Source organism: Robinsoniella peoriensis, from assembly GCF_000797495.1.
Classification (GTDB): domain Bacteria; phylum Bacillota; class Clostridia; order Lachnospirales; family Lachnospiraceae; genus Robinsoniella; species Robinsoniella peoriensis.
In genome coordinates this window covers 83,261-104,881 of sequence record NZ_JTGN01000007.1, presented here as the reverse complement: position 1 = coordinate 104,881, position 21,621 = coordinate 83,261, and the positions used below count along the sequence as shown (strand labels likewise).

At 38.6% G+C, this 21,621-nt stretch carries 25 protein-coding genes and 2 tRNA genes; 12 read left to right on the top strand and 15 right to left on the bottom strand.

Translation table 11 applies throughout. The features are described from left to right. Positions 1-15: 15 nt before the first annotated feature. The 3 genes from QR40_RS15400 (at position 16) to QR40_RS15390 (ending at position 2,104) form a co-directional block, all read left to right on the top strand. Entirely contained in the window at positions 16-345 is a 330-nt protein-coding gene (locus tag QR40_RS15400) for a cupin domain-containing protein (protein ID WP_044295919.1), read from the top strand. 819 nt (positions 346-1,164) lie between these two features. After that, positions 1,165-1,500: a PadR family transcriptional regulator gene (locus QR40_RS15395; protein ID WP_027294301.1), complete on the top strand. Its 336-nt coding sequence runs from the start codon at positions 1,165-1,167 to the stop codon at positions 1,498-1,500. Beyond that, positions 1,487-2,104 carry a DUF2812 domain-containing protein gene (locus QR40_RS15390; RefSeq protein WP_027294302.1) on the top strand — a complete coding sequence of 206 codons (618 nt, stop codon included), beginning with the start codon at positions 1,487-1,489 and terminating at the stop codon, positions 2,102-2,104. The genes QR40_RS15395 and QR40_RS15390 overlap by 14 nt, the downstream gene beginning before the upstream one ends. Before the next feature lie 161 nt (positions 2,105-2,265). On the opposite strand, the gene QR40_RS15385 is transcribed toward QR40_RS15390, so the two are convergent. The 3 genes from QR40_RS15385 to QR40_RS15375 all read right to left on the bottom strand — a co-directional run bounded on the left by QR40_RS15385 (position 2,266) and on the right by QR40_RS15375 (position 3,690). After that, a complete protein-coding gene (locus QR40_RS15385; protein ID WP_027294303.1) occupies positions 2,266-2,589 on the bottom strand; it encodes a hypothetical protein in 324 nt (107 codons plus the stop codon). After that, positions 2,582-2,794 carry a helix-turn-helix transcriptional regulator gene (locus QR40_RS15380; RefSeq protein WP_044295918.1) on the bottom strand — a complete coding sequence of 71 codons (213 nt, stop codon included), beginning with the start codon at positions 2,792-2,794 and terminating at the stop codon, positions 2,582-2,584. Before QR40_RS15380 ends, QR40_RS15385 begins: the two co-directional genes overlap by 8 nt. Positions 2,795-3,261: 467 nt before the next feature. Beyond that, the gene (locus tag QR40_RS15375; protein ID WP_027294305.1) at positions 3,262-3,690 is read right to left on the bottom strand and encodes a hypothetical protein; all 429 of its coding nucleotides are present in this window, start codon (positions 3,688-3,690) and stop codon (positions 3,262-3,264) included. A 337-nt stretch (positions 3,691-4,027) separates the two neighbouring features. On the opposite strand from QR40_RS15375, the gene QR40_RS15370 reads away from it, so the two are divergent. From QR40_RS15370 to QR40_RS15355, 4 genes are all read left to right on the top strand, one after another. After that, positions 4,028-4,387: a DUF2089 domain-containing protein gene (locus QR40_RS15370; RefSeq protein ID WP_027294306.1), complete on the top strand. Its 360-nt coding sequence runs from the start codon at positions 4,028-4,030 to the stop codon at positions 4,385-4,387. A 22-nt stretch (positions 4,388-4,409) separates the two neighbouring features. Beyond that, a complete protein-coding gene (locus QR40_RS15365) occupies positions 4,410-4,793 on the top strand; it encodes an SHOCT-like domain-containing protein (RefSeq protein WP_044295917.1) in 384 nt (127 codons plus the stop codon). 14 nt (positions 4,794-4,807) lie between these two features. Next, positions 4,808-5,071, top strand: coding sequence for a hypothetical protein (locus QR40_RS15360; RefSeq protein ID WP_027294308.1), 264 nt, complete (start codon positions 4,808-4,810; stop codon positions 5,069-5,071). A 371-nt stretch (positions 5,072-5,442) separates the two neighbouring features. Beyond that, a complete protein-coding gene (locus tag QR40_RS15355) occupies positions 5,443-5,649 on the top strand; it encodes a hypothetical protein (RefSeq protein WP_044295916.1) in 207 nt (68 codons plus the stop codon). A gap of 112 nt (positions 5,650-5,761) precedes the next feature. On the opposite strand, the gene QR40_RS15350 is transcribed toward QR40_RS15355, so the two are convergent. The 3 genes from QR40_RS15350 to QR40_RS15340 form a co-directional block, all read right to left on the bottom strand. After that, complete coding sequence (locus QR40_RS15350) at positions 5,762-6,568, bottom strand: alpha/beta fold hydrolase (protein WP_027294310.1); 807 nt, start codon at positions 6,566-6,568, stop codon at positions 5,762-5,764. Between the two features lie 22 nt (positions 6,569-6,590). Next, the gene (locus QR40_RS15345; RefSeq protein ID WP_044295915.1) at positions 6,591-7,136 is read right to left on the bottom strand and encodes a helix-turn-helix domain-containing protein; all 546 of its coding nucleotides are present in this window, start codon (positions 7,134-7,136) and stop codon (positions 6,591-6,593) included. A 144-nt stretch (positions 7,137-7,280) separates the two neighbouring features. Next, a complete protein-coding gene (locus QR40_RS15340; RefSeq protein WP_044295914.1) occupies positions 7,281-7,802 on the bottom strand; it encodes a hypothetical protein in 522 nt (173 codons plus the stop codon). 244 nt (positions 7,803-8,046) lie between these two features. Between QR40_RS15340 and QR40_RS15335 the strand changes: the two genes are divergently transcribed. The 3 genes from QR40_RS15335 (at position 8,047) to QR40_RS15325 (ending at position 8,790) form a co-directional block, all read left to right on the top strand. Further along, positions 8,047-8,121 (top strand) — tRNA-Pro (locus QR40_RS15335). Between the two features lie 7 nt (positions 8,122-8,128). Further along, a tRNA-Gly gene (locus tag QR40_RS15330) sits at positions 8,129-8,199 on the top strand. A gap of 123 nt (positions 8,200-8,322) precedes the next feature. Then, on the top strand, positions 8,323-8,790 hold the full coding sequence (locus tag QR40_RS15325) for a TspO/MBR family protein (RefSeq protein WP_044296064.1): 468 nt from the start codon (positions 8,323-8,325) through the stop codon (positions 8,788-8,790). Positions 8,791-8,879: 89 nt separating this feature from the next. Here QR40_RS15325 and QR40_RS15320 read toward each other — a convergent pair whose 3' ends face one another. The 6 genes from QR40_RS15320 to QR40_RS15295 form a co-directional block, all read right to left on the bottom strand. Continuing rightward, positions 8,880-9,710, bottom strand: a complete 831-nt coding sequence (locus QR40_RS15320; protein WP_242858542.1) for an alpha/beta fold hydrolase — start codon at positions 9,708-9,710, stop codon at positions 8,880-8,882. Continuing rightward, the gene (locus QR40_RS15315; protein ID WP_242858541.1) at positions 9,691-10,347 is read right to left on the bottom strand and encodes a GNAT family N-acetyltransferase; all 657 of its coding nucleotides are present in this window, start codon (positions 10,345-10,347) and stop codon (positions 9,691-9,693) included. The genes QR40_RS15320 and QR40_RS15315 overlap by 20 nt, the downstream gene beginning before the upstream one ends. Positions 10,348-10,541: 194 nt before the next feature. Further along, positions 10,542-10,721, bottom strand: a complete 180-nt coding sequence (locus QR40_RS15310; protein WP_027294316.1) for a heavy-metal-associated domain-containing protein — start codon at positions 10,719-10,721, stop codon at positions 10,542-10,544. Positions 10,722-10,776: 55 nt separating this feature from the next. Beyond that, positions 10,777-11,079 carry a metal-sensing transcriptional repressor gene (locus QR40_RS15305; RefSeq protein WP_027294317.1) on the bottom strand — a complete coding sequence of 101 codons (303 nt, stop codon included), beginning with the start codon at positions 11,077-11,079 and terminating at the stop codon, positions 10,777-10,779. Positions 11,080-11,108: 29 nt separating this feature from the next. Then, positions 11,109-13,349, bottom strand: coding sequence for a heavy metal translocating P-type ATPase (locus QR40_RS15300; RefSeq protein ID WP_052430882.1), 2,241 nt, complete (start codon positions 13,347-13,349; stop codon positions 11,109-11,111). Positions 13,350-13,447: 98 nt separating this feature from the next. After that, the gene (locus tag QR40_RS15295) at positions 13,448-14,293 is read right to left on the bottom strand and encodes a PHP domain-containing protein (protein WP_027294318.1); all 846 of its coding nucleotides are present in this window, start codon (positions 14,291-14,293) and stop codon (positions 13,448-13,450) included. A gap of 299 nt (positions 14,294-14,592) precedes the next feature. Between QR40_RS15295 and QR40_RS15290 the strand changes: the two genes are divergently transcribed. Together QR40_RS15290 and QR40_RS32620 are read left to right on the top strand one after the other, a co-directional pair. Beyond that, positions 14,593-15,594 (top strand): Cof-type HAD-IIB family hydrolase, encoded by a 1,002-nt coding sequence (locus QR40_RS15290; protein ID WP_052430881.1) that lies wholly within the window; start codon positions 14,593-14,595, stop codon positions 15,592-15,594. A gap of 112 nt (positions 15,595-15,706) precedes the next feature. Next, positions 15,707-15,829 carry a hypothetical protein gene (locus tag QR40_RS32620; protein WP_276325441.1) on the top strand — a complete coding sequence of 41 codons (123 nt, stop codon included), beginning with the start codon at positions 15,707-15,709 and terminating at the stop codon, positions 15,827-15,829. 788 nt (positions 15,830-16,617) lie between these two features. Here the strand turns inward: QR40_RS32620 and QR40_RS15285 are convergent. From QR40_RS15285 to QR40_RS15275, 3 genes are read right to left on the bottom strand one after another with little or no spacing between them, the layout of a single operon-like run. Further along, positions 16,618-18,738: an RNA degradosome polyphosphate kinase gene (locus QR40_RS15285; RefSeq protein WP_027294320.1), complete on the bottom strand. Its 2,121-nt coding sequence runs from the start codon at positions 18,736-18,738 to the stop codon at positions 16,618-16,620. Positions 18,739-18,753: 15 nt separating this feature from the next. After that, positions 18,754-20,277 (bottom strand): Ppx/GppA phosphatase family protein, encoded by a 1,524-nt coding sequence (locus tag QR40_RS15280; protein ID WP_027294321.1) that lies wholly within the window; start codon positions 20,275-20,277, stop codon positions 18,754-18,756. Between the two features lie 25 nt (positions 20,278-20,302). Next, positions 20,303-21,601 (bottom strand): ATP-binding protein, encoded by a 1,299-nt coding sequence (locus QR40_RS15275; protein ID WP_027294322.1) that lies wholly within the window; start codon positions 21,599-21,601, stop codon positions 20,303-20,305. Positions 21,602-21,621 lie beyond the last annotated feature (20 nt).

Here is a 21,621-nt window from a genome sequence, read left to right as displayed (position 1 = left end):
TGTGGAGGTCATAACATGTTTATTAATTTTAATGAAATTGCAGAGCGAAAAATAACTGGAATGAATGGTGGTAATGGTGAAATGTCAGCTAAGATGTTTATGAGCGACAATGGAAAAATTAATCCATGCCGTATTCATGCTAGAGGTTCTATTGGTGTGCATAGTCATCAAACAAGTGATGATATTAACTATATATTGTCAGGTACCGGAAAAGCTATCTGTGATGGCAAAGAGGAAATTCTTATGGCGGGAGTATGCCATATTTGCCAAAAAGGTTCTGAGCATAGCATTACCAATACTGGTGACGAAGATTTAGTTATGTTGACAATTGTTGTAGAACGATAACATCTCTGATTTAATATAACTACTACTTTCTCCGATATAAATTGGGAATATCTTCAATTGCCAAATTGCATATCTTTCTTTAGACAAATACAATAGTATTACTAATTGAATATTTAAGGAAATAAGCCCATAACTGCGGTTAAGCGGTTTCAGGCTTATTATCTAATTGATGATATTCATTTACATGGATTACTTTGTTATTTACGGACAATAAACTTCACTGCTAAATGTACCTTGATTTTACTGTTTGTATTCTTTGTTTATTAGAATCTCTAAGCACTATCTTCAACTTTTTATTTGCTTTTCCAATTATTTGTTTAGTACTCTTATTGATTCTATTAAATGTCTTTGGTTTAATTAGACTATTGTTTTCACAAGATTTTGTAGTTTAATGTGAATTTTAAACCAATTGTTATTTCTAAGCCAGATCTGGCAGCTTTTTCGTCAATTCTTTTCTGCTAATTCGATTATATTTAAAATTAGCATCTGCTAATTTCGCATGTAGTTTTAGGTCTGGATTTGATATAAAACTTAATCTGGTATACCAGTATTGTCATTACTAATTTTTTGTTTGCAGCCATAGTATTATTTACTGGCAGCATTACTATCACATTTTTATCCCCTATTGACCAACTAGTATCTATTCTTGTCTATATGGTAATAAATTCAATCTCATAAGTTCTCCCGATTTTCAAAAATTGCAAGAAAGCAAGAAAATCCCTGCTTCTTTTCTATTCTTTCAATATCTATTGACATATACATCTTCACTGTATATAATCAAACTATATAGTTTGACTGTATAGAAAGGATGCAATACAGATGAACAGAGATAAAAATTTACCTTTAACTGAAACTATATACTATGTTCTTCTAGCTTTAATAGAGCCAGCACATGGTTATGCAATAATGCAAAAAGTTGAAGAATTAAGTAGTGGGCAGGTACGATTAGCTGCTGGAACGATGTATGGTGCTATTGAAAATTTGCAAAAAAAGAAACTTATAATGTCACTGCCAAGTGACGATCCCCGCAGAAAGGTGTATACAATTACAGAATTAGGCAAGGACGTTTTATATGCTGATTATCAAAGAATGCAATTTATGCTTAAGACTACTGAACATATATTTCGGAAGGAGATTTTAGATGAAGATATTTAAATTCTTTTTAAGCTTTGAAAAGGAAGAAAAATGGCTTAACAAAATGGCAAAGCAAGGATATTTATTCGAGAAAAAAGCTTTGTGTTATCATTTTAAAAAAGTTGATTTCCCAAAAGCTACATTTAGAATAGATTATAGAAAATTCAGCAACTATCAAGATTTTCTTGATTATGAGACAATGTTTGAGGATAGTGGCTGGAAACATATAGTGGGTACAAAATCATCAGGTGTTCAATATTTTAAAAAAGCAGACAGCAACAGTGATGAAGATATTTTTTCTGATGTTCGTTCGCGTGCAGGCAGATACAAAAGAATAGCAAATATGTGGCTGACTTGTGAATTAGCTTTTATTGCATATTTTATTGTGCTGAAATCACAAGGTATGATAAGCATTCAAACCCTGCTCACTCCTAAAGACTGGTATCTTACCCCTGGATTGTGGGAATTAGATGGGTTAGGTTTTCTGTGGTGCTTTCTGTTTGAAACGCCGTTCGCGCTATTTAGAGGATGTTCGTGGCTATTTTGTATTTTCTTTATCATTTTATATAGTTTTTTTGCAATCAAATCAACACTATTGTATGATAAAAGTCTTAACAAGATATAAAAAGCGGTTTATAGGTATGTGCGGCAGGGCTTTACAATTGTCACTAAATATAAATCTGTGTATTAGCACTCAAGAAGACATTGACCGGTATTCATACTGGGATTTACTAATTACTGCCGCACTTACTTTATCCTGCTCTTTAAACATTTTTCAACATTCATTTACATTTTCTTATCAAAATATAATAAAGCAGCCAGCTCCAATGCATTACGCATAGCAATGAATAATATAACCCAAGTAAGAAATCTATTCCATGTTAGGGATATTTGGATATCTGCATATAACACCAGAATATCTAATACTGTAACTACTAATATCAAAATATAATTAGAAACATTTGCAGCACTATTTGCTCTATTTTGAATAACTTGCCAACGTTCATCTTTTTTGTACTCAATCTCTTTCTTTGCCTTCCATATATATAGAAAAAGTGTAGCTGCCACCCCTATAATCAGGAAAAATAAAATAATTAATTGTTCATTCATTGATTTTGTCCTCCTTGTGTTCAAACACTTCGTTAATTGAAACATCAAATACTTCTGCTATCTTGAAAGCTAATTCTAATGAAGGCACATACTTATATTTTTCTATTGATATAACAGCTTGCCTGGATATTCCTACTTTATACGCTAAATCAGCCTGTGTCCAATTACGTTCTGCCCTCAAAACCTTAATGCGATTATATATCAAATTTCAACCTCCTTTACTTCACAAAATGTAACGGCTTGCTTACATTCTAAATGTAACACACTCATTACATTTTGTCAATAAGCAAGTACATCTATGTGTTACATCATTTAATTCTATATGGAATACTCCATTATTTATAGTTAGCAAAAGAAGTGTTTAAAGTCAACATGTTTGCTTACTATTATAATTGACTCTTTGAAGAAACAATATTGCGGCATCGGATTAAAATAAATAAAGATGATTTTGGTATCAATGAATTACAGAAGTGGTGGAATGAAAAAGATCTTATAAAAATAATTATGGAGAAAATTTTTAAATGGAAATAAGTTTAACAGATATTGTTGGAAATGATTTGTCAGGATGTGAATGATTTTTTTATATTTCATGCAAAGCAAGTATCTGCTAATGGTCAAATGAAAATGTTATCATTTGACTCATTTTTATAACGCAGTACCTGGACCTATCTCCTATTCTTTTTTCCCGAAATCATCGAGGTAGCTCAATGCCATTGTAGCCTTGGCGTTTTTAACTGATAAATATACTGAATAGCACATAACACCTATCACATAAATAGAGATGCATACAACCAACACCAGAAATAATGTTTTCAATTCTAAGATTTTTTCTTCTGTTAAAATTATTTTATCAGAATTCATCAAAAATTGAACAATAGTCATTAATATTGAGACAGTTGATATGCAAAGTGCTAACATTGAAAAATTCATAGAACTATTCTCGTTTGCAGTAATTTTGTATTTCAACTTTGCCCGAATCCAGACTACTTCTCCTTCACTCATGTCTTTTATTCTCCTTTTTATCTCACCTACTCTTGCATTACAGCAGAATTTAATAAAATTATTTATCTTTCTTTTTTCGTAGCTGCTTTTTTTGTACATATCTATTACCTCCCGGATCTTTCCATATTATATCATATAAGGTATATTATTTTAAGAAAAAGATTTGTGGTATTATAAAATTTATGACATAGCTGAAGAGTCTCCTCACTTTGTAAGGTGATTTGGTGTTTATTACATCACGCCAATTTCACGTCAGATTCATATGTAAATCGAATCGCAATCACTTCCATCCACATCCCGTTCCCAGATGGCATCCAGATGCCATAATATAACCCTGCATTAATATTTTTAATATTTATATTGAATATATTAATTTAATGGTTGACATTTTTAATTTTTGATACTATATTGATATTAACAGAAAGGAAGTGTTGGTATGCAAAAGATCATTAGTCGTTGTCCGGTATGTAACAATGAGTTGACAGTTGCAAGACTTAAATGTGATTCCTGCGATACGGTAATTGAAAATAATTTCAGACTTAGCAAATTCGATTATCTGTCAGATGAGGACCTGTATTTTACAGAGACATTTATTAGGTGTCGGGGGAATATCAAAGAAGTGGAGAAGGAACTTGGCATATCCTATCCCACAGTCCGCTCCAAACTGGACTCAATAATTAAAAAGCTTGGATATGAAGCAGGAACAGACGATCAGTCGGTTAAAAGAGAGGAAATTCTAAAGGCTCTGGAAAATGGAGAAATTACCGCAGATCAGGCGATTGCACAATTAAAATAAGATGCAAAAAAGGAGATTTATTATGGATGAAAGATTGAGAATTTTAAAAATGGTAGAAGAAGGAACAATTACTGCTGAGCAAGCCGCAGAACTGATGTCAGCCATGAATATAGATTTACCGGTACAGCAGTCCGCTATTGTCAAGAGCAGCTATGATAAAAAGATGTTCCGCGTTATTGTCGACAGTATTTCCGGCGATAAGGTAAATATCCAGTTTCCGGTAGGGGCCATTAAGAAGATTTTGAAAGTAACCGGTAAACTTCCCATACCGGAAAAAGACCTGAAGGGTGTCGATCTTACCAGCATGATGGATGCCATTTCAGAATGTCTGGATGGGGAAATTGAAGGCGATTTTGTAAATGTAGAGGCAGCGGATGGAACAACAGTCAGAATATTTGTTGACTAATAGAGATTTATGATATGAAAGTAAAAATCAGAACAAAAGATTTTCGTTTTTACATGCCTGTGCCGGTCGCCATGATTGGATTTGTTATAAAAATACTTCCCGACAGGATATTTGAAGAATTAAAAGTAAATACACCGGAACCTTATTGCTGTCTGATAACGAAAGAATACATCAGCATGATATTGGGAGAATGTCTGGATATTTTAAAAGAAAATAAAGGTCTAGAGATCGTGCATGTGGAAGCAGCGGATGGCACATTCGTATCCTTAAGGCTATAGATGTTATTATGAGCAGTACCTCGTTGGATGAAATATCATCTGTAGGTTACTGCTCTATTCTATTCTTACACCAGCCTATTCAGTGTATGGTTCATAATTTTTTTTGACACATATAGCTATTTGTTTTATAATTATTTATAATAATAGTCCTTTAAACTTGAATTTGCATAAAATACTTGTTCTTTTGTTTTTCGAAACACTGGGCATATGCAAAATCAAACTTTATAGACTATTAAAGTCTGTTTACAAACACGTTCTTTGTAACATCAATATATCAGCGTTATAAAACGCTCTTTATTCTGCCATTAATTACCAGGCACAATTTGTTAGTTATGTAATATAATCAGTATAACCAATACTGGAGGGATACCATGAATAAACGCCAACGAAAAAAGAAACTTCAAAAATCTTGTGACCATAGATTTTCTGCCCGGATCAGAGAAATATTGATTTTAATCACAGATGAATACGAGAAATTTCTTACTAATGAGGAATGTCCGGATCTAACTGATGAACTCAGTGAGAACTTATATAGTAAAATATTATTAAGAATTGATGAGCGTAATAAAATTGAATAAGACAAGTGACAATATAATCACTTGTCCGGCTTTTCAATAGAATATTATCTTATTCCTGTTTCTTTGTATTCTTTTCCCGCATCTTTTTATCCAACATCTTATGTTTAGCTTTTTATTCTTTAGATATTATATCCTTAGGTTTTTTATCTTTCTGAAAGAATGGTTCGGCAATTTCCAGCCACTCATCCGGCAGATAAATTGATAAATATCCATGATTATATCCTTTTGCCTCATATATCTTACAGGATGGTACATAAGATTTAAACATCTTTGCAGAATTCTTGACACACTTCATTTCCTTTTCCCCATACCAATACATTACCTCAGCTTTCGTCTTCCTTACACTGTCTTTCAGCGTATATTGCATCATATAAGTACGGTACATGGTATAGAGTGTCTCTTTCCTAAGGTGCGGCATATCCTGCATATAATATTGGACAAGCTCTTCCGGATACATCATTTTTTTTGGCAGCAGTTTTGGCATCATCGCTACTTGCAGACGGCAGGCTCTTTTACTAAATAAAAGTCCGCCACAAAAGCGGATCGATCCCATACAGAAACGTGCCATAACGGGCTTTGGGTAACAAATGCTGCCATCAATAATAGCTTTTTGGGTCAAGTCCGGTTTTCGGGATAAAAGTTCCATCACGATCTGACCGCCAAGAGATACACCGCATAGTGCAAATAAATGACCTTTGCATTCAGTGTTAATATAAGCCATCAACTTGTCTGCTGTATCCTCAGTTGAAATGTATTTTGAGGCATATTCCTCGCCATGCCCGTCCATTGTAGGCAGAATCACATAGTAACGGTCGGATAAAACGCGTGCCTGACGCAAATAGTTCCACCATGAATTCCCACCACCGTGGATCATCATGATATACGGATTGTTTTTATTTCCAAACTCATGAAATTTCATATTTTATTTCTCCTCGTTTTATTTAAACATCCGGGCTATCCTTTTTAAGATTTTTCTTATCTTCCTCTTTTAGTGGCGGTGCAGAAATAATGGAAAGTTTTCGGAGCGGCCGGCCTGAATCTGGGTTTCTTTCTATGTACGGCTTCAACAAATTCCCAATATCCTGCACAAGATTCCTGTATTCATCATCTGTTATAAAAAGCAGCCCCGTTGTAAACCATACCTGATCTCTCTTACAATCCGGGTCATTGCTGCTTAAATACTCATTCATTTCCTGCATCAACCCCATATGAAATGCTGTAGAGAGGGCAACAGATGTCTCTTTTTCCATTGGGGTATCATTTTCACACATGGAATAAACCTTCTCAAGTGTCCCCCTCACTCTATTTTCCTGCACAACTTCAATGATTTTATTATCTTCCAAAATCTTTACGTGATGATATACCGTTGCCCGGGGTATATCCTTCAGGTATTCAACTATATCAGATGTTCGGACACTACCATGCAAGCGAATATACTGCATTATGCGAAGCCTTGCAGGATTGAGAATTAATTTTGCTGTATCCATTTTTCGATCCCCTTTCGTCTATATATTTATTATATTCTAATTTATTAGATTGGTCAATAAAAAAATTGCAACACCCCATTTTCAACTGGTGTTCCGGTTTCAAGATAATCAGAGCGGCAAAGATATAATTCCTAGCTTTTACTTTTAGAAAAATTTGTTGTACCCGTCTTCCGGCATTTTCCCTTCTAGCCCAAGCACCCGGGGCCATAAATTTGTATCCGCTGCAATAAATCCCATAATCATTCCCATATGTGTATGTAAGTGCCGGATTTGTGCCATTATCAATGTGAATCTGTTATATTCACAGACTTCAGGACGTTGTAGAAGCTCCTCATCCTTTAAATCCAACAAATACTGGTTTATCTTTTCCTCTATTTGAGAAAAATATGATTTTATTTCATTATAGATTAACTCTTTTTTTGAAACCACATTCAGGTTATTTAAATCTTTAACGTGAATAGTTGGTTCCTGAAAGTGACTGTCTCTGGGATTGATGAACCATAGATCCAAAGAATGCATCATATGATATACATGTTTCCACAGAGGCATTTCACAATATTCTTTTTTCCATAATTCTTCCGGTATGCAGTCTACTACATTTTTTACTTCCCACAATGCACGTTTCATCTGTTCTGAAATTATATTTACATATTCATTAACTTTCATTCTGTTTCCTCTCTGCTCTTTTGCTTGTACTATCCTTTTAATTGACTATATTTTACTCTCAATATAGACAAATGTACATATCAAAACTTCCTGTTTAACATTCCACGGAACTGAACAACTTCTTATCAAATCTGAATAATTTCAGTAATTTGACAAGTTTTAAAAAAATATAAGAAATTACTTGCATTTATATTCTATATATGCTATTATATTATTCGTTCGCTGGTTTGCGAAAATATTATTACGGGGTGTGGCTCAGCTTGGCTAGAGCGCCTGGTTTGGGACCAGGAGGTCGCAGGTTCGAATCCTGTCACCCCGACTTTTATGCGGGTGTAGTTCAATGGTAGAACACCAGCCTTCCAAGCTGGATACGTGGGTTCGATTCCCATCACCCGCTTATTTTTTGCCTAAAAATCTTATTCTAGCCAACAATTTTTTCTTTTTCTCTTTCCCTTATCCCCTGATTTTATCATATTTCCTGCTCCTATTTCATATATATAAACAAAAACAGGATCACAACATGAAGATTAAATTTGATAAATTAATCATAAGTATTTTAATTCCACTGGCAGTCGGTCAGATTTCTGCCCTGATGACCCGCAGCTCCGCAGACACCTATGCTATGCTGAGCAAATCTCCTCTCAGCCCACCTGGCGTGGTATTTCCGATTGTATGGACTATTCTTTATATTTTGATGGGAATATCCTGCTATCTTATTATTACTTCCGGAAACGAAAATACGAAAAATGCATTGACTTGGTATGCTTTGCAGCTTGTACTTAACTTTTTTTGGAGTCTGATCTTTTTTAACCTGCATTTTTACTTATTTGCTTTTATTTGGCTGCTCATTTTAATCGTCACTATTATTATCATGATCATTAAATTTTACAAGATCAACCCCCTGGCTGCTTATTTGCAAATCCCTTATCTACTTTGGTGTATATTTGCAGCATACTTGAATTTCTCTATCTATTTATTGAATAAATAACAAATTAAATAAAGCCAAAAAGAACCTTTATCTCATATAAAAAGAGATAAAAGCATTCTTTTTGGCTCATCTTTTGTCCGAAAATCATGTTACTGGATACTATTTTTTTCGGTCCTCTGAATCCACTCTTTCACCAGACTATTAAATATCTCTGATTGTTCAATCTGTAAATTGTGCCCTGCCATATCCAGTACTGCAAATGTTCCTCTTGGGTAATCTTCTATAATGCTCCATAAATCCTGATAACCTACGCAGTTATCCTGACGCCCGGCAAGTAAAAGCACAGGTTTCTCAAATCTTAATTCACGGCTTTTCCTATCCACGTCAAAAGAAAATGCATAGTCATTTTGAAGTTTTTCTATAAAACTCGAATCAGCCATTTTCAATCCGGGCAAAATCTCCTCCTGGTAACGCAGAAATATGTCTTGATTTGCAACGACTGCATATCCACAATAGGATTCCCTTTCATCCGCAGAAAGTCCTCTTAGAAATTCTTCATCGTACTGTAAAACTTCTTTACCTGGCACATTTCGCAGATTATGACCGGGGACAATTACGGGACATATCATTAGAAATCCATCTATATCCTGAGATAACCTGGTCAATATCCCCCTCGCCAGATATCCTCCGTAGGATTCCCCTGCTATAAGAAATGAACCCTTTGTCACTCTTTTTATAAAGGTAATTAAGAGTTCCATAATTTTATCGGAACTCCCTACTGAAAGCGGCGCCTTCGTCTCTCCCATCCCGGGCAAATCTATATAGATACGCTGATATCCTTCACACATGTTAAACACCGGTTCCATACATCCCAGCATTAGTCTGTAATCACATGCACAACCATGCAGCATAATAACAGGTTTTCCCTCACCGATTACTTCATAGTGAATTTGCATACCATCAATGTACTCCAGCATCATTATTCTCCTTTCTGGGTTTTCCCATAAAAGTAGTGCCTTCATCCTGAAAACCATATTTCTTATAAAATTCATGGGCATCCTGTGTCGCCAGGATTCCTCTCAGAGATGAGATTTCCACATTCCCTTCGATTGCTGTAAGTAAGGCTTTCCCTATGCCAGCGCCACGGTAACGTTGGTCTACTACTACATCACAAAGATAGTACGTAGTGGCATAATCTGTTATCACACGGGCAAAAGCAATCTGTTCTCCGGTGTCATTGCGAAATGCACCATAGCACAAAGAGTTTTCAATCGACTTATTTATCGTAGCCAAATCTCTCGTATTCGCCCAGTAAGTCTGACTCAGCAGATTTTTAATTCTGTCCGCCTGCATCCATTCATTTCCATGCCTGATGGTAAACTCATCCATCACCACTTCTATCTGGTTTTCTATAACATCTTTTTTATTGCATTTTGCTGCTTCAAAAATCTCATATGCATCTTCATTTACAGCAACCGATACACCCGCGCTGTCTTTTGCCCAGACACCTCCGTACCAGGTATCGTTTACAATCAAAATATCCCCGTAGTTAAAATCATCAAATTCTGAGCAATGGATAATTTTGATCTTATCTTCTTTTTTCGCTTTGTGATTCATACTCGTCACCTCATCTATATTATTTAATATTTTACAATAAAAATATTTAAACGTTCAAAAAAGAAGTGATTCATTATGAAAAGAATCCCCTCTTCTTCAAATACTGTCAGGCTGCCGGTTCTTCTGTATAACACGGTTCTGCTCTACGCCTCCCCGTCCATGCAATATGGCGGGAATGCATTTTCAAACACGATTTAGAACCCGAGATCATCCAGAATTTCTTTTGCAGTAGCAATACACTTATCACATCCATCAATAGAAACTGTTTTATCTGCCAGATTTACCTCATAGGTAAGCCCTGCCTTGTCAAAAGCTTTACTGATTCTTTCTACACATTTTTCGCAATGCATTTCCTCTACTTTTAATACTGTCATAATCGTACACTCCTTTTTCTTATAATTTTTCTTATATAAATTCATAGATGAATTTCTATTTCATCAATTTTTGAATCGTTTTACACAATTCATCTACGACTTCATCATTTCCACCCCGTATATCTTCTACTACACAGGATTTAATATGATTTGCCAGAAGACTTTTATTGAAACTGTTTAATGCTGACTGAATGGCTGAAACCTGTGTCAAAATATCCACACAATAACGTTCTTCTTCTACCATGTTCTTTATCCCCCGTATCTGTCCTTCAATGCGGTTCAGCCGGTGAACCAGATCCTTGTATTCCTTGTCTTCCCTGTGTTTATGTTTTTCACAATTACATATTTCTTCGCTCATCTGTCCACCTCTTTTTCATTAATCTGTTTTTATAACTTAAGCCGTTTCAGGCGCAGCGCGTTGCTTACTACGAATACTGAGCTGAAGGACATTGCAAGCCCTGCAAAAATGGGATTCAGCAGCGGGCCTCCAAATGCATACAGCACACCGGCTGCAACCGGAATTCCTATGGTGTTAAAGATAAATGCCCAGAACAGATTTTCTTTAATATTCCGGATCGTAGCTTTACTTAGCTTAATTGCCCGGTATACATCCTGGAGATCAGATCTCATTAATACCACATCACTGGATTCCATGGCGATATCACTTCCGCTTCCAATTGCGGTACCTACGTCAGCCTGCACTAGTGCAGGTGCATCATTGATACCGTCTCCAACCATCATAACTTTTTTTCCCTGCTTCTGAAGATCAGCTACTACTGCTGCTTTATCACCCGGAAGCACTTCTGCAATTACGTGATCTACGTGTGCCTGTCTTCCAATATACTGGGCAGTCCGTTTATTATCTCCGGTAAGCATCGTTACCGTAATCCCCAGCTTCTTCATGTCATCAATGGCTTTGGTACTGGTTGGTTTCATCGTATCGGCAACACTTACAATGCCCTTCAATTCTCCGCCGATTACCACAAACATAGGCGTCTGGCCTTTATCTGCGATAGAATCCGATGACTGCTTCATACTTCCAAGGTCAATACCAAGATCCGATATCATCCGTTCATTTCCGATATATACTTCATTGCCTGCAAATTCTGCTTTAATTCCTTTTCCGGTAATGCTTTCAAACGCTTCCGGCTCTGTTAATCGAATTCCTTTATTTTTCGCATCCTCTACAATTGCTCTGCCAAGAGGATGTTCGGAATCACGCTCACAGGATGCCGTTATCCGAAGTAATTCCTCTGCTTCCATCTCCGGACTGACGATTTCAACCACTCTGGGTTTTCCTTCTGTAACGGTTCCGGTTTTATCCAGAACAACGGCATCTATTTTATGGGTGATTTCCAACGCTTCACCACTTTTTATCAGTATTCCATATTTTGCTCCAAGTCCCGTACCAACCATAATGGCTGTGGGTGTTGCCAGTCCCAGTGCACATGGGCATGCAATTACTAATACGGATACAAAAATTGTTAAAACAAATGCCAGGTCATGCCCCGCCAATGCCCAGATAATTGCCGCCGCAACTGCTATGACAATAACTGCCGGTACAAAATACCCCGCCACGGTATCCGCCAGCTTCGATATAGGTGCTTTCTTTCCCTGTGCATCCTCCATCAGCTTGATGATCTTCGCCAATGTAGTATCACTGCCTGTATGGGTTACTTCAACCTGCATGGAACCGTTATAATTGATACTGCCGCCTATCACTTCACTTCCGGCGGTCTTTTCTACCGGTATACTTTCTCCTGTCAGCATGGATTCGTCCACACTGCTGTTTCCACTAACGACTAATCCATCCAGAGGAACTCTGCTGCCCGGACGTATTAATAAGATATCACCTTTTTTTACTTCCGTTGTGGGAACTTCCGCTTCCGTGCCGTCTCGCAGTACGACTGCAACATCTGGAGCCAGTTCCATTAATTTTTGAATCGCCTCTGATGTTTTACCTTTACTGCGGCTCTCCAGGTATTTACCAAGCATAACAAGAGTTACTACAACTGCTGCTGACTCGTAGTACAACCGTTCAACATACATGTGGGATTCAGGTATTAGCGCTGTCATAACCAGACTGTAAATATACGCACTTCCCGTACCAATTGCCACCAGTGAATCCATATTTGGATGTCCTCTGAACAATGTTTTAAAACCAATAATATAAAATTTTCTTCCACAGATTAATATGAAAGTAGTAAGGATCAGCTGCGCCAGCGCAAAGTTAAGAGGTTGTTTATGCATATCCAAAAAACCCGGCAGCGGAAGGGGAAATGGAATCATATGTCCCATAGAAATATAAAGCAGGGGAACCGCAAGTACAATACTGATGATCAGTCTGCGTTTGATCTTGTGGGATGCTTCCTCCCGCTCCTCTTTTTCTTCCTTCACTTTTTTCTCATCTTTTAAAACTTCCTGCTCTGCCGCAAACCCCGCCCGTTCTACCCGGTTCATGATATCTTCGGGTGTGACCTTTTCTTCTTCATACTCTATGGTCATCTTGTTGGTGGCAAGATTGACATCACTTCTCGTTACGCCATCCATTTTTCTGGTTACACGTTCAACAGCACTGCTGCAGGATGCACATGTCATCCCTTTTATGATATAGACTTCTGTCTTCAAATCTATTCCTCCTTTCATATACCCCTGTGGGGTATGTATTCATCATAGTCTATATCATAGGATTTGTCAATTACCTTTTTTTATTTATTTTAATTATTTTATTTCTGCAGCTCATCACGCATTTGTTTTAGTATCTCATATGGTATTTTAAGATTTCCCCTGCCGCAGCCGAGATCTATTCCAGGCTTACGTGTACCATGAAAATCAGAACCTCCGCTGATATGAAGTCCGTGCAGGCGTGCCATCCGGCGGACTGTACTTTCTTCAAATCCAACATGGGTGGAATAAAGTGCTTCAATGCCGATTAAACCGGCTTTCTTTAAATCCTCCAAAAGTCTATCCATCTCTTCATCTTTTAAATGGTACAGCAGCGGATGAGCAAGAATCGGAATTCCTCCGGTCTGGCGGATCAGATGAACTGCCTGAACAGGCGTCACTTTTTCCCTGGGAACAAAGTAAGGACAGTTGTCACCGATATAATACCTGAATGCATCCCGCATATCTTTTACGTATCCATGTTCCAAAAGGTAACTTGCAAAATGAGCTCTTGTCCAAACTGCATCCTGATATCGTTCCTCCATCTTCTCCCAGGTAATATCAATTCCCCCGTCCCGCAGTTTCTCTATCATCTTCCGGTTGCGCAAATCCCTGGAATCCTGAAATTTTCCAATCTGGCTTAAAAAAGCAGGACTTTTGTAATCAAATTCCAGCCCCACAATATGAATGTCTTTTCCCAGATATTCTGTAGAAAACTCAATTCCCGGTATTACTTCTATTTCTTTCCCCTTTGCGGCTGCAAATGCCTCCTCAAGCCCTGCCGTGGTATCATGGTCTGTCAGTGCAAATGCCGACAGATTCTTCTTAATCGCATAATCTACTAATTCAGCAGGTGTAAAAGTACCATCAGAGCAATTTGAATGTACATGTAAATCTATATATTTCATTATTTATACCTATTGCATATTGCGGGCAGACCCACAATATTCCTTTCCGTTTCTCTATGATATATCTTCTGGAAGTATCCTTTTGCTCTTTTTAGTATACCCTCAATTTGGAAAGAATTCAACCCGCCCAGGTTATCCCAAGTGTACCCAAGTGTACCCGGAATGTACTTAAAGCCGGTCTGTATCCCGCTGCTACATTCCCCCTTGTCTTCCCTGTCACTTTTAGGTATAATATTTGAAGAGTATATTTTTATACTAACTAATAATAAGATGCTTTTATGCATCCAAATGGAGGAATTATGACATTTCGTGAATTATATATGAACGGTTCAATTGAATTTGATGAAATTTTTGATTATACCAGCAAATGGAATTTTAGTGATGATACACGCACTTTGCGTGAATATCTGGGACTGACGGCCACAGAGGAAGATATCTGGATCAGTGACAGTGATGAAGCTCTGGAAGATTTTATGGAGAAAGAGAAGAAAATCAAAATCTTATTCCTAGACCTGGACGGCACCTTGTTAAATGATGATAAGGAAATTACATCAGGCAATCATGAAGCAATCCAAAAAGCTTTAAAGCAGGGACATAAGATCGTGATTACTACCGGAAGACCTCTTGCCAGTGCAATTGTTTTATCAAAAGAACTGGGATTGACACAGAACGGTTGTTATGCAATTGCTTTTAACGGGGCAGAAATCTATGATTTATACCATAAGAAAACCGTCTTTAAAGAAACGCTTCCGCTGCCTTTTGTCCGCTATCTTTTAGATGCTGCACATGCACAGGGGCTGCATTGCCAGACCTATTCAGACACTCATATTCTTTCAGAATATGATACACCCGCACTGCACAGATACGAGTCACTGACAAATCTTACCTCCAGAATTGTGCCTGATGTTATGATGGAATTAACCACTGAGCCGGGGAAAGTAATCGTAATCGATTATGAAAACCATGATAAACTGGTACACTTCCAGGAATCCATTTCAGAATGGGCAGACGGCAAGGTAGAACATATCTTTTCCTGTCCCCAGTACCTGGAATTAGTGGCCCCGGGCATGTCAAAAGGACATGCTATTGAAGTATTATGTGGTATTCTGGGCATTCCAAAATGCAATACCATTGCTGCCGGAGACGCTCCTAATGACATCTCTATGCTTGAAACGGCTGCAATCGGCGTCGTTATGAAAAATGCGGCTGATGATATTAAAAAATACGGTGACTACATAACCCAAAGAGATAATAACCATGACGGTATTGCAGAAGTGATAGAAAAATTCCTCTTGTATTAACCATCGGTGTCTAAAACGTTTGAATTAGCAATAAAGATGCAGCAGAGTGGGAAATAGACAATTAGCTTAAATTTGGGTTTAGCTAAGGAAAGACGCTTTGTAGATGGAGGTAGTGTACGGAAAGATGGGTGTGGGAAACTGGCATGGGCTCCGTCAGCTGGCCGCAGAACTGGTATTTTCTAACCTTTCCGGAGCGCTTTTTGGCGGCACGCGGGCATTCACCGAGAAATCCTGATGCATTTCTCGGTTCAGTACCCGCTTAGTATCCGATGGGAGCCAGTCGAATACTATCCGCCAAAAAACACTCCGGAAAGGTAAGTAAATACTCAGCTCTGCTCTACGCTTCCTCCGCCCATGCCAGTTTCCCACACCCATCTTTCCGAGATCCAGTTTACTGCCACAAAGCTGGTTTTCTCAGCAGGGTGGAGACCCTTGGACTGTGACAGGCTGTTCTTTATTGGATGCTGCGCAGTATGTTTCGGCTGTTTGTGTAAGAGAAGATGAAAGTTTGTTCGTTTTTCTGGTTACAGAATGAAAAACAAATTCCGTTCTCAAGATCAGTTGCTTTACGCCAATAGCGTACAGCATGCCACAACCCCGGGGTCCCACCACGCTGAGAAAACCAGCTTTGTATCAGTAAACTGCATCCCGGAAAGAGAAGGGGGCGGACCAGGACATTGGTTTGGAAGGCGTATAGCAGAGCTGAGCATTTACTTACCTTCCCGGTGTGCTTTTTGGCGGATAGTATTCGACTGGCTCCCATCGGATACTAAGCGGGCAGTGAGCTGCGAAATGCAGCAGGATTTCGCAGCGAATGCCCGCGTGCCGCCAAAAAGTGCTCCGGGAAGGTTAGAAAATGCCAGTTCTGCGGTAAGCCTTCCAAACCAATGTCCTGGTCCGTCCCCTTCTCTTTCCGTACACTACCTACATCTACAAAGCGTCTTAATCAGCTAAACCCAAATTTAATATTTTCATCCCTTTTCCTGCCCTTTTGGCATTTTCAATGATAAAACAGCTTTCTCATCAATTATCTATCGGTTCTGCCGGAATAAATACCCTGTCTTTTACAACGTCTTCCGGTTTTACAGCCCTTTCTATTGCTTCTTCACAGAAATACTCCTGAGAATTCATTTTCACTTTACCTCTTCTGTCTACTTTCTCATAGCTTCCGTCCGGCTGTAAAATATGTGCCTTCACATTATCTTCCAACTGAATCTGCAAGATGTGTATCACTTCCATCTTCAAGCGTTCACTTTCAACCGGAAAGAGAATTTCTACACGTTTATCCAGGTTACGCGGCATCCAGTCTGCGCTTCCCATATAAACCTCTTCGCTTCCATTGTGGTAAAAGTAGAAAATACGGCTGTGTTCCAGAAAGTTTCCAACAATAGAACGTACGGTGATATTCTCACTCACACCAGGAATTCCCACCTTCAGACAACAGATACCACGTATAATCAGATCTACCTTCACACCTGCAGCCGATGCTTCATAAAGAGCAGCAATGATATCTTTATCGCATAAAGAATTCATCTTGGCTATGATATGAGCCTGTTTGCCTTCCAGGGCATTCCTAGTCTCACGCCTGATCAGTTTTAAGAAGCGGTTTCTCAGCCAGATCGGTGCCACTGCCAGCTTGTTCCAGCTCTTTGGCTCGGAATAACCGGATAGCATGTTGAATACTGCCGTAGCATCTTCTCCAATCGGCTCTGAACAGGTCAAAAGGCCGCAGTCTGTATAAAGTTTCGCCGTTGCGTCATTGTAGTTCCCTGTTCCCAGATGGACATAACGGCGTATTCCGTCTTCTTCTCTGCGGACAACAAGGGTGATTTTACTGTGTGTCTTAAGTCCCACTAACCCATAGATAACATGACATCCGGCTTTTTCCAGCATCTTTGCCCATACAATGTTATTCTCTTCATCAAAACGGGCTTTTAATTCTACCAATACGGAAACTTGCTTGCCGTTTTCCGCAGCCTGGGCAAGTGCGGCAATAATCGGTGAATTTCCGCTGACCCGATACAGTGTCTGTTTGATCGCCAGAACGTCGGGATCTTTCGCCGCCTGTTTTACAAAGTCTACTACGGGATTAAATGTCATAAATGGATGATGAAGCAGTATATCCCCATTTCGGATCTGGGTAAAAATATCCTCTTCTCCCATCATATCCGGTACCGGCTGAGGATGGTAAGATTCGTATTTCAAATGATCAAAACCGTCCAATCCATACATCTTCATCAGGAATGTCAGATCCAGAGGACCGTTGATTGAAAAAATCTCTTCTTCTTTTATACTAAATTCTTTCTTTAATACTTTCAAAAGATGTTTATCCATCTTATCTTCGATTTCCAGACGGATTACCTCGCCCCACTGACGCTTTTTCAGCTGGCGCTGTATTTCTTTTAGAAGATCTGCTGCCTCGTCTTCGTCAATGGTTAAGTCTGCATTCCTCATGATTCTATATGGGTGGGCACAGATTACATTATAGTTTAAGAACAGCTTCTGGATATTACGCTCAATTACCTCTTCTAAAAGTATTACCCTTTTTTCTCCCTTTTTTCCTTCCGGAAGGCGGATGATTCTGGGCAGTACTGAGGGGACCTGTACCGTAGCAAACTCGGTTTCACCCTTTTTGGAAATCAATGCTCCTATATTTAAAGATTTATTGCGTATCAGGGGAAACGGCCTGGAAGAATCCATTGCCATTGGGGTGAGTACCGGATATACATTTTCTTCAAAATATTGGTCAACAAATAGTTCCTGTTCTTTGTTTAAATCTTCGTGGCAGACTACCACTTCCAGTCCCTGCTGCTTTAAAGCCGGCAAGAGAGAACGGTTATAGGTGGAGTACTGCACATTTACCAGCTCATGTACTTCTTTTAAGATCATATCAATCTGTTCTGTGGCGGTTAAACCTGCTATATCTTTTTTCATATAACCTGCATGTACCATATCTTTTAAAGATGCCACACGGATCATAAAGAATTCATCCAGATTTGAAGCTGTAATACTCAGAAATTTTAACCGTTCGAATAACGGAAGGGATTTATCCCTGGCTTCGCTCAGGACTCTGTCATTAAATCCTACCCAGCTGGATTCCCGGTTGGTATAAAATTCAGGTTTTGTAAAATCAATTTGTTCCATCTGTCTCCCTCCCTGTTACATTATTTTCTTCTGTTTAATCACTGGCCGGACGCTGAATACTTCTTCAAAGAAATCTGCTTTTTCCCTAAACAGCCCCTTTTCCAATGTAATATCTTCCTGGGTTTCTGCTGTTATCACCAGTTCATTTTCTCTAAATGCCAGCCTTACATCTTTGAATTTCTGCTTGTGGCTGCGGTCAAGAGCATTAGCCACACGTAAAATCGCTGTTAATTTTGCAATTCTTAAGTACTCATCTTTGCTGATCTCCGTAATCCGTCCTTCGGTCACGTCATAATAAGAGAAATCCATGGTATTGTATTTTACCACATTTGCGATGATTTCCCGCTCAACATGGGCCAATCCAATAATCTCTGTTGCCATAATAATACTGTAGGAGCACTCCGCCACATTAGAGAGGCTGATATATTTACCACACCCATGGAGTATGACTGCAATCCGAAGCAGAAGCCGGTCTCTGGCATTCATTCCATGCACTTTTTTCAACTTGTCAAAAATAGGAATTGCCAGGTCTTCCAGTGCTTTGATATGACCTTTATTGCATTGGTACCGCTTGGAAATATTTCTGGCAGCAGCAATGATATCATTATCAAAGTTATGAAGTGACTTGATTATTTTATTTTTCTGAGCGTATTCATATGCCATGCCATCACACAGGGAAACACCGGGCACCCAGATCGCCTCTGCTTCCATTTCTTCTAATAAACGCTTATAAATAATAACCGACGGAATGATAAGAGATGCACTTTCATAAGGAATCTCATATGCCTCAGCTATATCTTCCGGAGATTTACGGATCACTGTGTCATACAGTTTCAGAAATTCTTCTTTTGTCAAAAAGGATTTTTTGGTCAGATCCAGGATATAATCTCCGATCAGGATCACATTCTGAATCTCTCTTTCTTTTAAATATAACTTTTTAAATCCTAAAACCTCATTGTTAATCAGTTCTTCGATCAGAACCTCCATATGGGGCGCCTGATTCTCCATTACGGACAGACGTTCACGGATACGCATATTGCCAAGACGGATATTCTGCGTTGTTACCAGACTGTCCTTATCAAACAGTGAAATCTGCATACTGCCGCCGCCAACGTCCAAAATAGCAGTACCTTTTTGAATGATATTGGCAAATTCCGCTTCTCTGGATGCAATTGACTTATAATCCAGAAAACGCTCTTCTGAGTTCCCCAGCACCTCAATTTTAATACCTGTGCGCTTTTCGATATAATCAAGCATAATTAATTTATTTTTGGTTTCTCTGACTGCGCTGGTTGCACAGGCACGAAAAGCATTTACACGGTAAGTTTTCATAATTAAAAGGAAATCCTGAAGTACACTGCAAAGCTCTTCCACTAAGTCCACGCTGATCTTCCCTGTCCGGTAGGCATCCTTTCCCAGTTCCATTCTGTGACGGATGCAGTCAATTTCACGCATCCCCTGTCTGGCGGAAAGTTCAAAAATCTTCATTTCTATTTCATAAGATCCCACATCAATTGCTGCATATGTTGCGATTGTCACTTTATCACCCCCATATAGTTTGTGTTTACTCCTGTATTTTACCTAATAAATAATCGATAAACTGCTGTGCCGTACGGCCTGACAGTCCGCCGTGCTGCAGTTCCCATTTATTTGCTTCCAGCAGCAGCTCCTCTTCCTCCATTTTTATGTTATACCGTTCTGCCAGAGTTCTGACGATCTTCTGGAATTCTTTTTTATCCGGAGCACAGAAGAAAATCTTAACTCCAAACCGGTATACTAAGGACAGCTTCTCCTGTACCGTATCAGATGAATGAAGGTCATCTCTGCGGCCCTCTTTATCACTGAATTGTTCACGAACCAGATGCCTGCGGTTTGAGGTAGCATAGATCAGTATATTATCCGGCTTTTTCTCAAGTCCCCCCTCTATCACAGCTTTCAGATATTTATATTCGATTTCAAATTCTTCAAAAGATAAATCATCCATATATATGATGAACTTATAATTTCGATTCTTAATTTGAGCAATTACTTCATTTAAATCCTGGAACTGGTGCTTATAAATTTCAATAATGCGAAGTCCCTGATCATAGTACTGATTTAAAATACCTTTGATGCTGGAAGATTTACCGGTACCTGCATCTCCAAATAGCAGACAGTTATTGGCTTTTCTGCCCTGAACAAAAGCCTCTGTATTATCGATCAGTTTCTTTTTGGCTATCTCATATCCCACCAGGTCATCGAGATGTACATGTGCGATATTTGTAATTGGTACAATATGTACACCGTCTTCTTCATGCGCCACACGGAATGCTTTGTGGAGGCCCAGCTTTCCCACACCGAAGTCTTTGTAAAACGTCGTCATATCCTCCATAAATTCATCGATGCTTCCGGCGTTCCCAAGTTTCACACTCAGGTCGCAGATACGGTCACGAATTCTCTTGTTAAACATTTTGCTGTTTTCATTAATGTTCTGATAATTACTTACAAAACTAAAACAATTCACCTGAAGAAACTTTTCTACCGGTTCGAAATCATAATCAAATAGTTCTTTTAAGATTTCAAAATCATGACGCACTAATGCATTGATGCTGCCATCTACCGGCCCCACAATTTCACAGGCAGTGCTAAAGGTGTTTTCATTATTCACCAGCAGAAAGGTAAGGTAGTTATGCCATAGATTTTTCGAAAAGCCATAGCTGCCCGCCAGCTCTACCAGACCGTGTATGCAGTCATAAAATAAAGCCCGGATATCTTCTACATTATAATATTCATTATACAAATGTCCCATAATCCAGGTCATATCCTCCAGCACCTGTCCCTGTTCAAAGTTTCTGTATACAATTAATTCATTTATTCCTGCCATTTTGACTGCCTTTCTCTGAT

Coding starts and splice junctions, on each gene's coding strand:
- QR40_RS15400 (WP_044295919.1), top strand. CDS start 16: ATGTTTATTAATTTTAATGAAATTGCAGAGCGAAAAATAACTGGAATG.
- QR40_RS15305 (WP_027294317.1), bottom strand. CDS start 11,079: ATGAGCGAAGAAATATGTAATTGTGAAAAACATAAACACAGGGAAGAC.
- QR40_RS15290 (WP_052430881.1), top strand. CDS start 14,593: ATGACATTTCGTGAATTATATATGAACGGTTCAATTGAATTTGATGAA.
- QR40_RS15355 (WP_044295916.1), top strand. CDS start 5,443: ATGAATAAACGCCAACGAAAAAAGAAACTTCAAAAATCTTGTGACCAT.
- QR40_RS15370 (WP_027294306.1), top strand. CDS start 4,028: ATGCAAAAGATCATTAGTCGTTGTCCGGTATGTAACAATGAGTTGACA.
- QR40_RS15310 (WP_027294316.1), bottom strand. CDS start 10,721: ATGACAGTATTAAAAGTAGAGGAAATGCATTGCGAAAAATGTGTAGAA.
- QR40_RS15395 (WP_027294301.1), top strand. CDS start 1,165: ATGAACAGAGATAAAAATTTACCTTTAACTGAAACTATATACTATGTT.
- QR40_RS15345 (WP_044295915.1), bottom strand. CDS start 7,136: ATGGATACAGCAAAATTAATTCTCAATCCTGCAAGGCTTCGCATAATG.
- QR40_RS15360 (WP_027294308.1), top strand. CDS start 4,808: ATGAAAGTAAAAATCAGAACAAAAGATTTTCGTTTTTACATGCCTGTG.
- QR40_RS15275 (WP_027294322.1), bottom strand. CDS start 21,601: ATGGCAGGAATAAATGAATTAATTGTATACAGAAACTTTGAACAGGGA.
- QR40_RS15295 (WP_027294318.1), bottom strand. CDS start 14,293: ATGAAATATATAGATTTACATGTACATTCAAATTGCTCTGATGGTACT.
- QR40_RS15285 (WP_027294320.1), bottom strand. CDS start 18,738: ATGGAACAAATTGATTTTACAAAACCTGAATTTTATACCAACCGGGAA.
- QR40_RS15350 (WP_027294310.1), bottom strand. CDS start 6,568: ATGAAATTTCATGAGTTTGGAAATAAAAACAATCCGTATATCATGATG.
- QR40_RS15385 (WP_027294303.1), bottom strand. CDS start 2,589: ATGAATGAACAATTAATTATTTTATTTTTCCTGATTATAGGGGTGGCA.
- QR40_RS15340 (WP_044295914.1), bottom strand. CDS start 7,802: ATGAAAGTTAATGAATATGTAAATATAATTTCAGAACAGATGAAACGT.
- QR40_RS15390 (WP_027294302.1), top strand. CDS start 1,487: ATGAAGATATTTAAATTCTTTTTAAGCTTTGAAAAGGAAGAAAAATGG.
- QR40_RS15320 (WP_242858542.1), bottom strand. CDS start 9,710: ATGATGCTGGAGTACATTGATGGTATGCAAATTCACTATGAAGTAATC.
- QR40_RS15365 (WP_044295917.1), top strand. CDS start 4,410: ATGGATGAAAGATTGAGAATTTTAAAAATGGTAGAAGAAGGAACAATT.
- QR40_RS15315 (WP_242858541.1), bottom strand. CDS start 10,347: ATGAATCACAAAGCGAAAAAAGAAGATAAGATCAAAATTATCCATTGC.
- QR40_RS15325 (WP_044296064.1), top strand. CDS start 8,323: ATGAAGATTAAATTTGATAAATTAATCATAAGTATTTTAATTCCACTG.
- QR40_RS15375 (WP_027294305.1), bottom strand. CDS start 3,690: ATGTACAAAAAAAGCAGCTACGAAAAAAGAAAGATAAATAATTTTATT.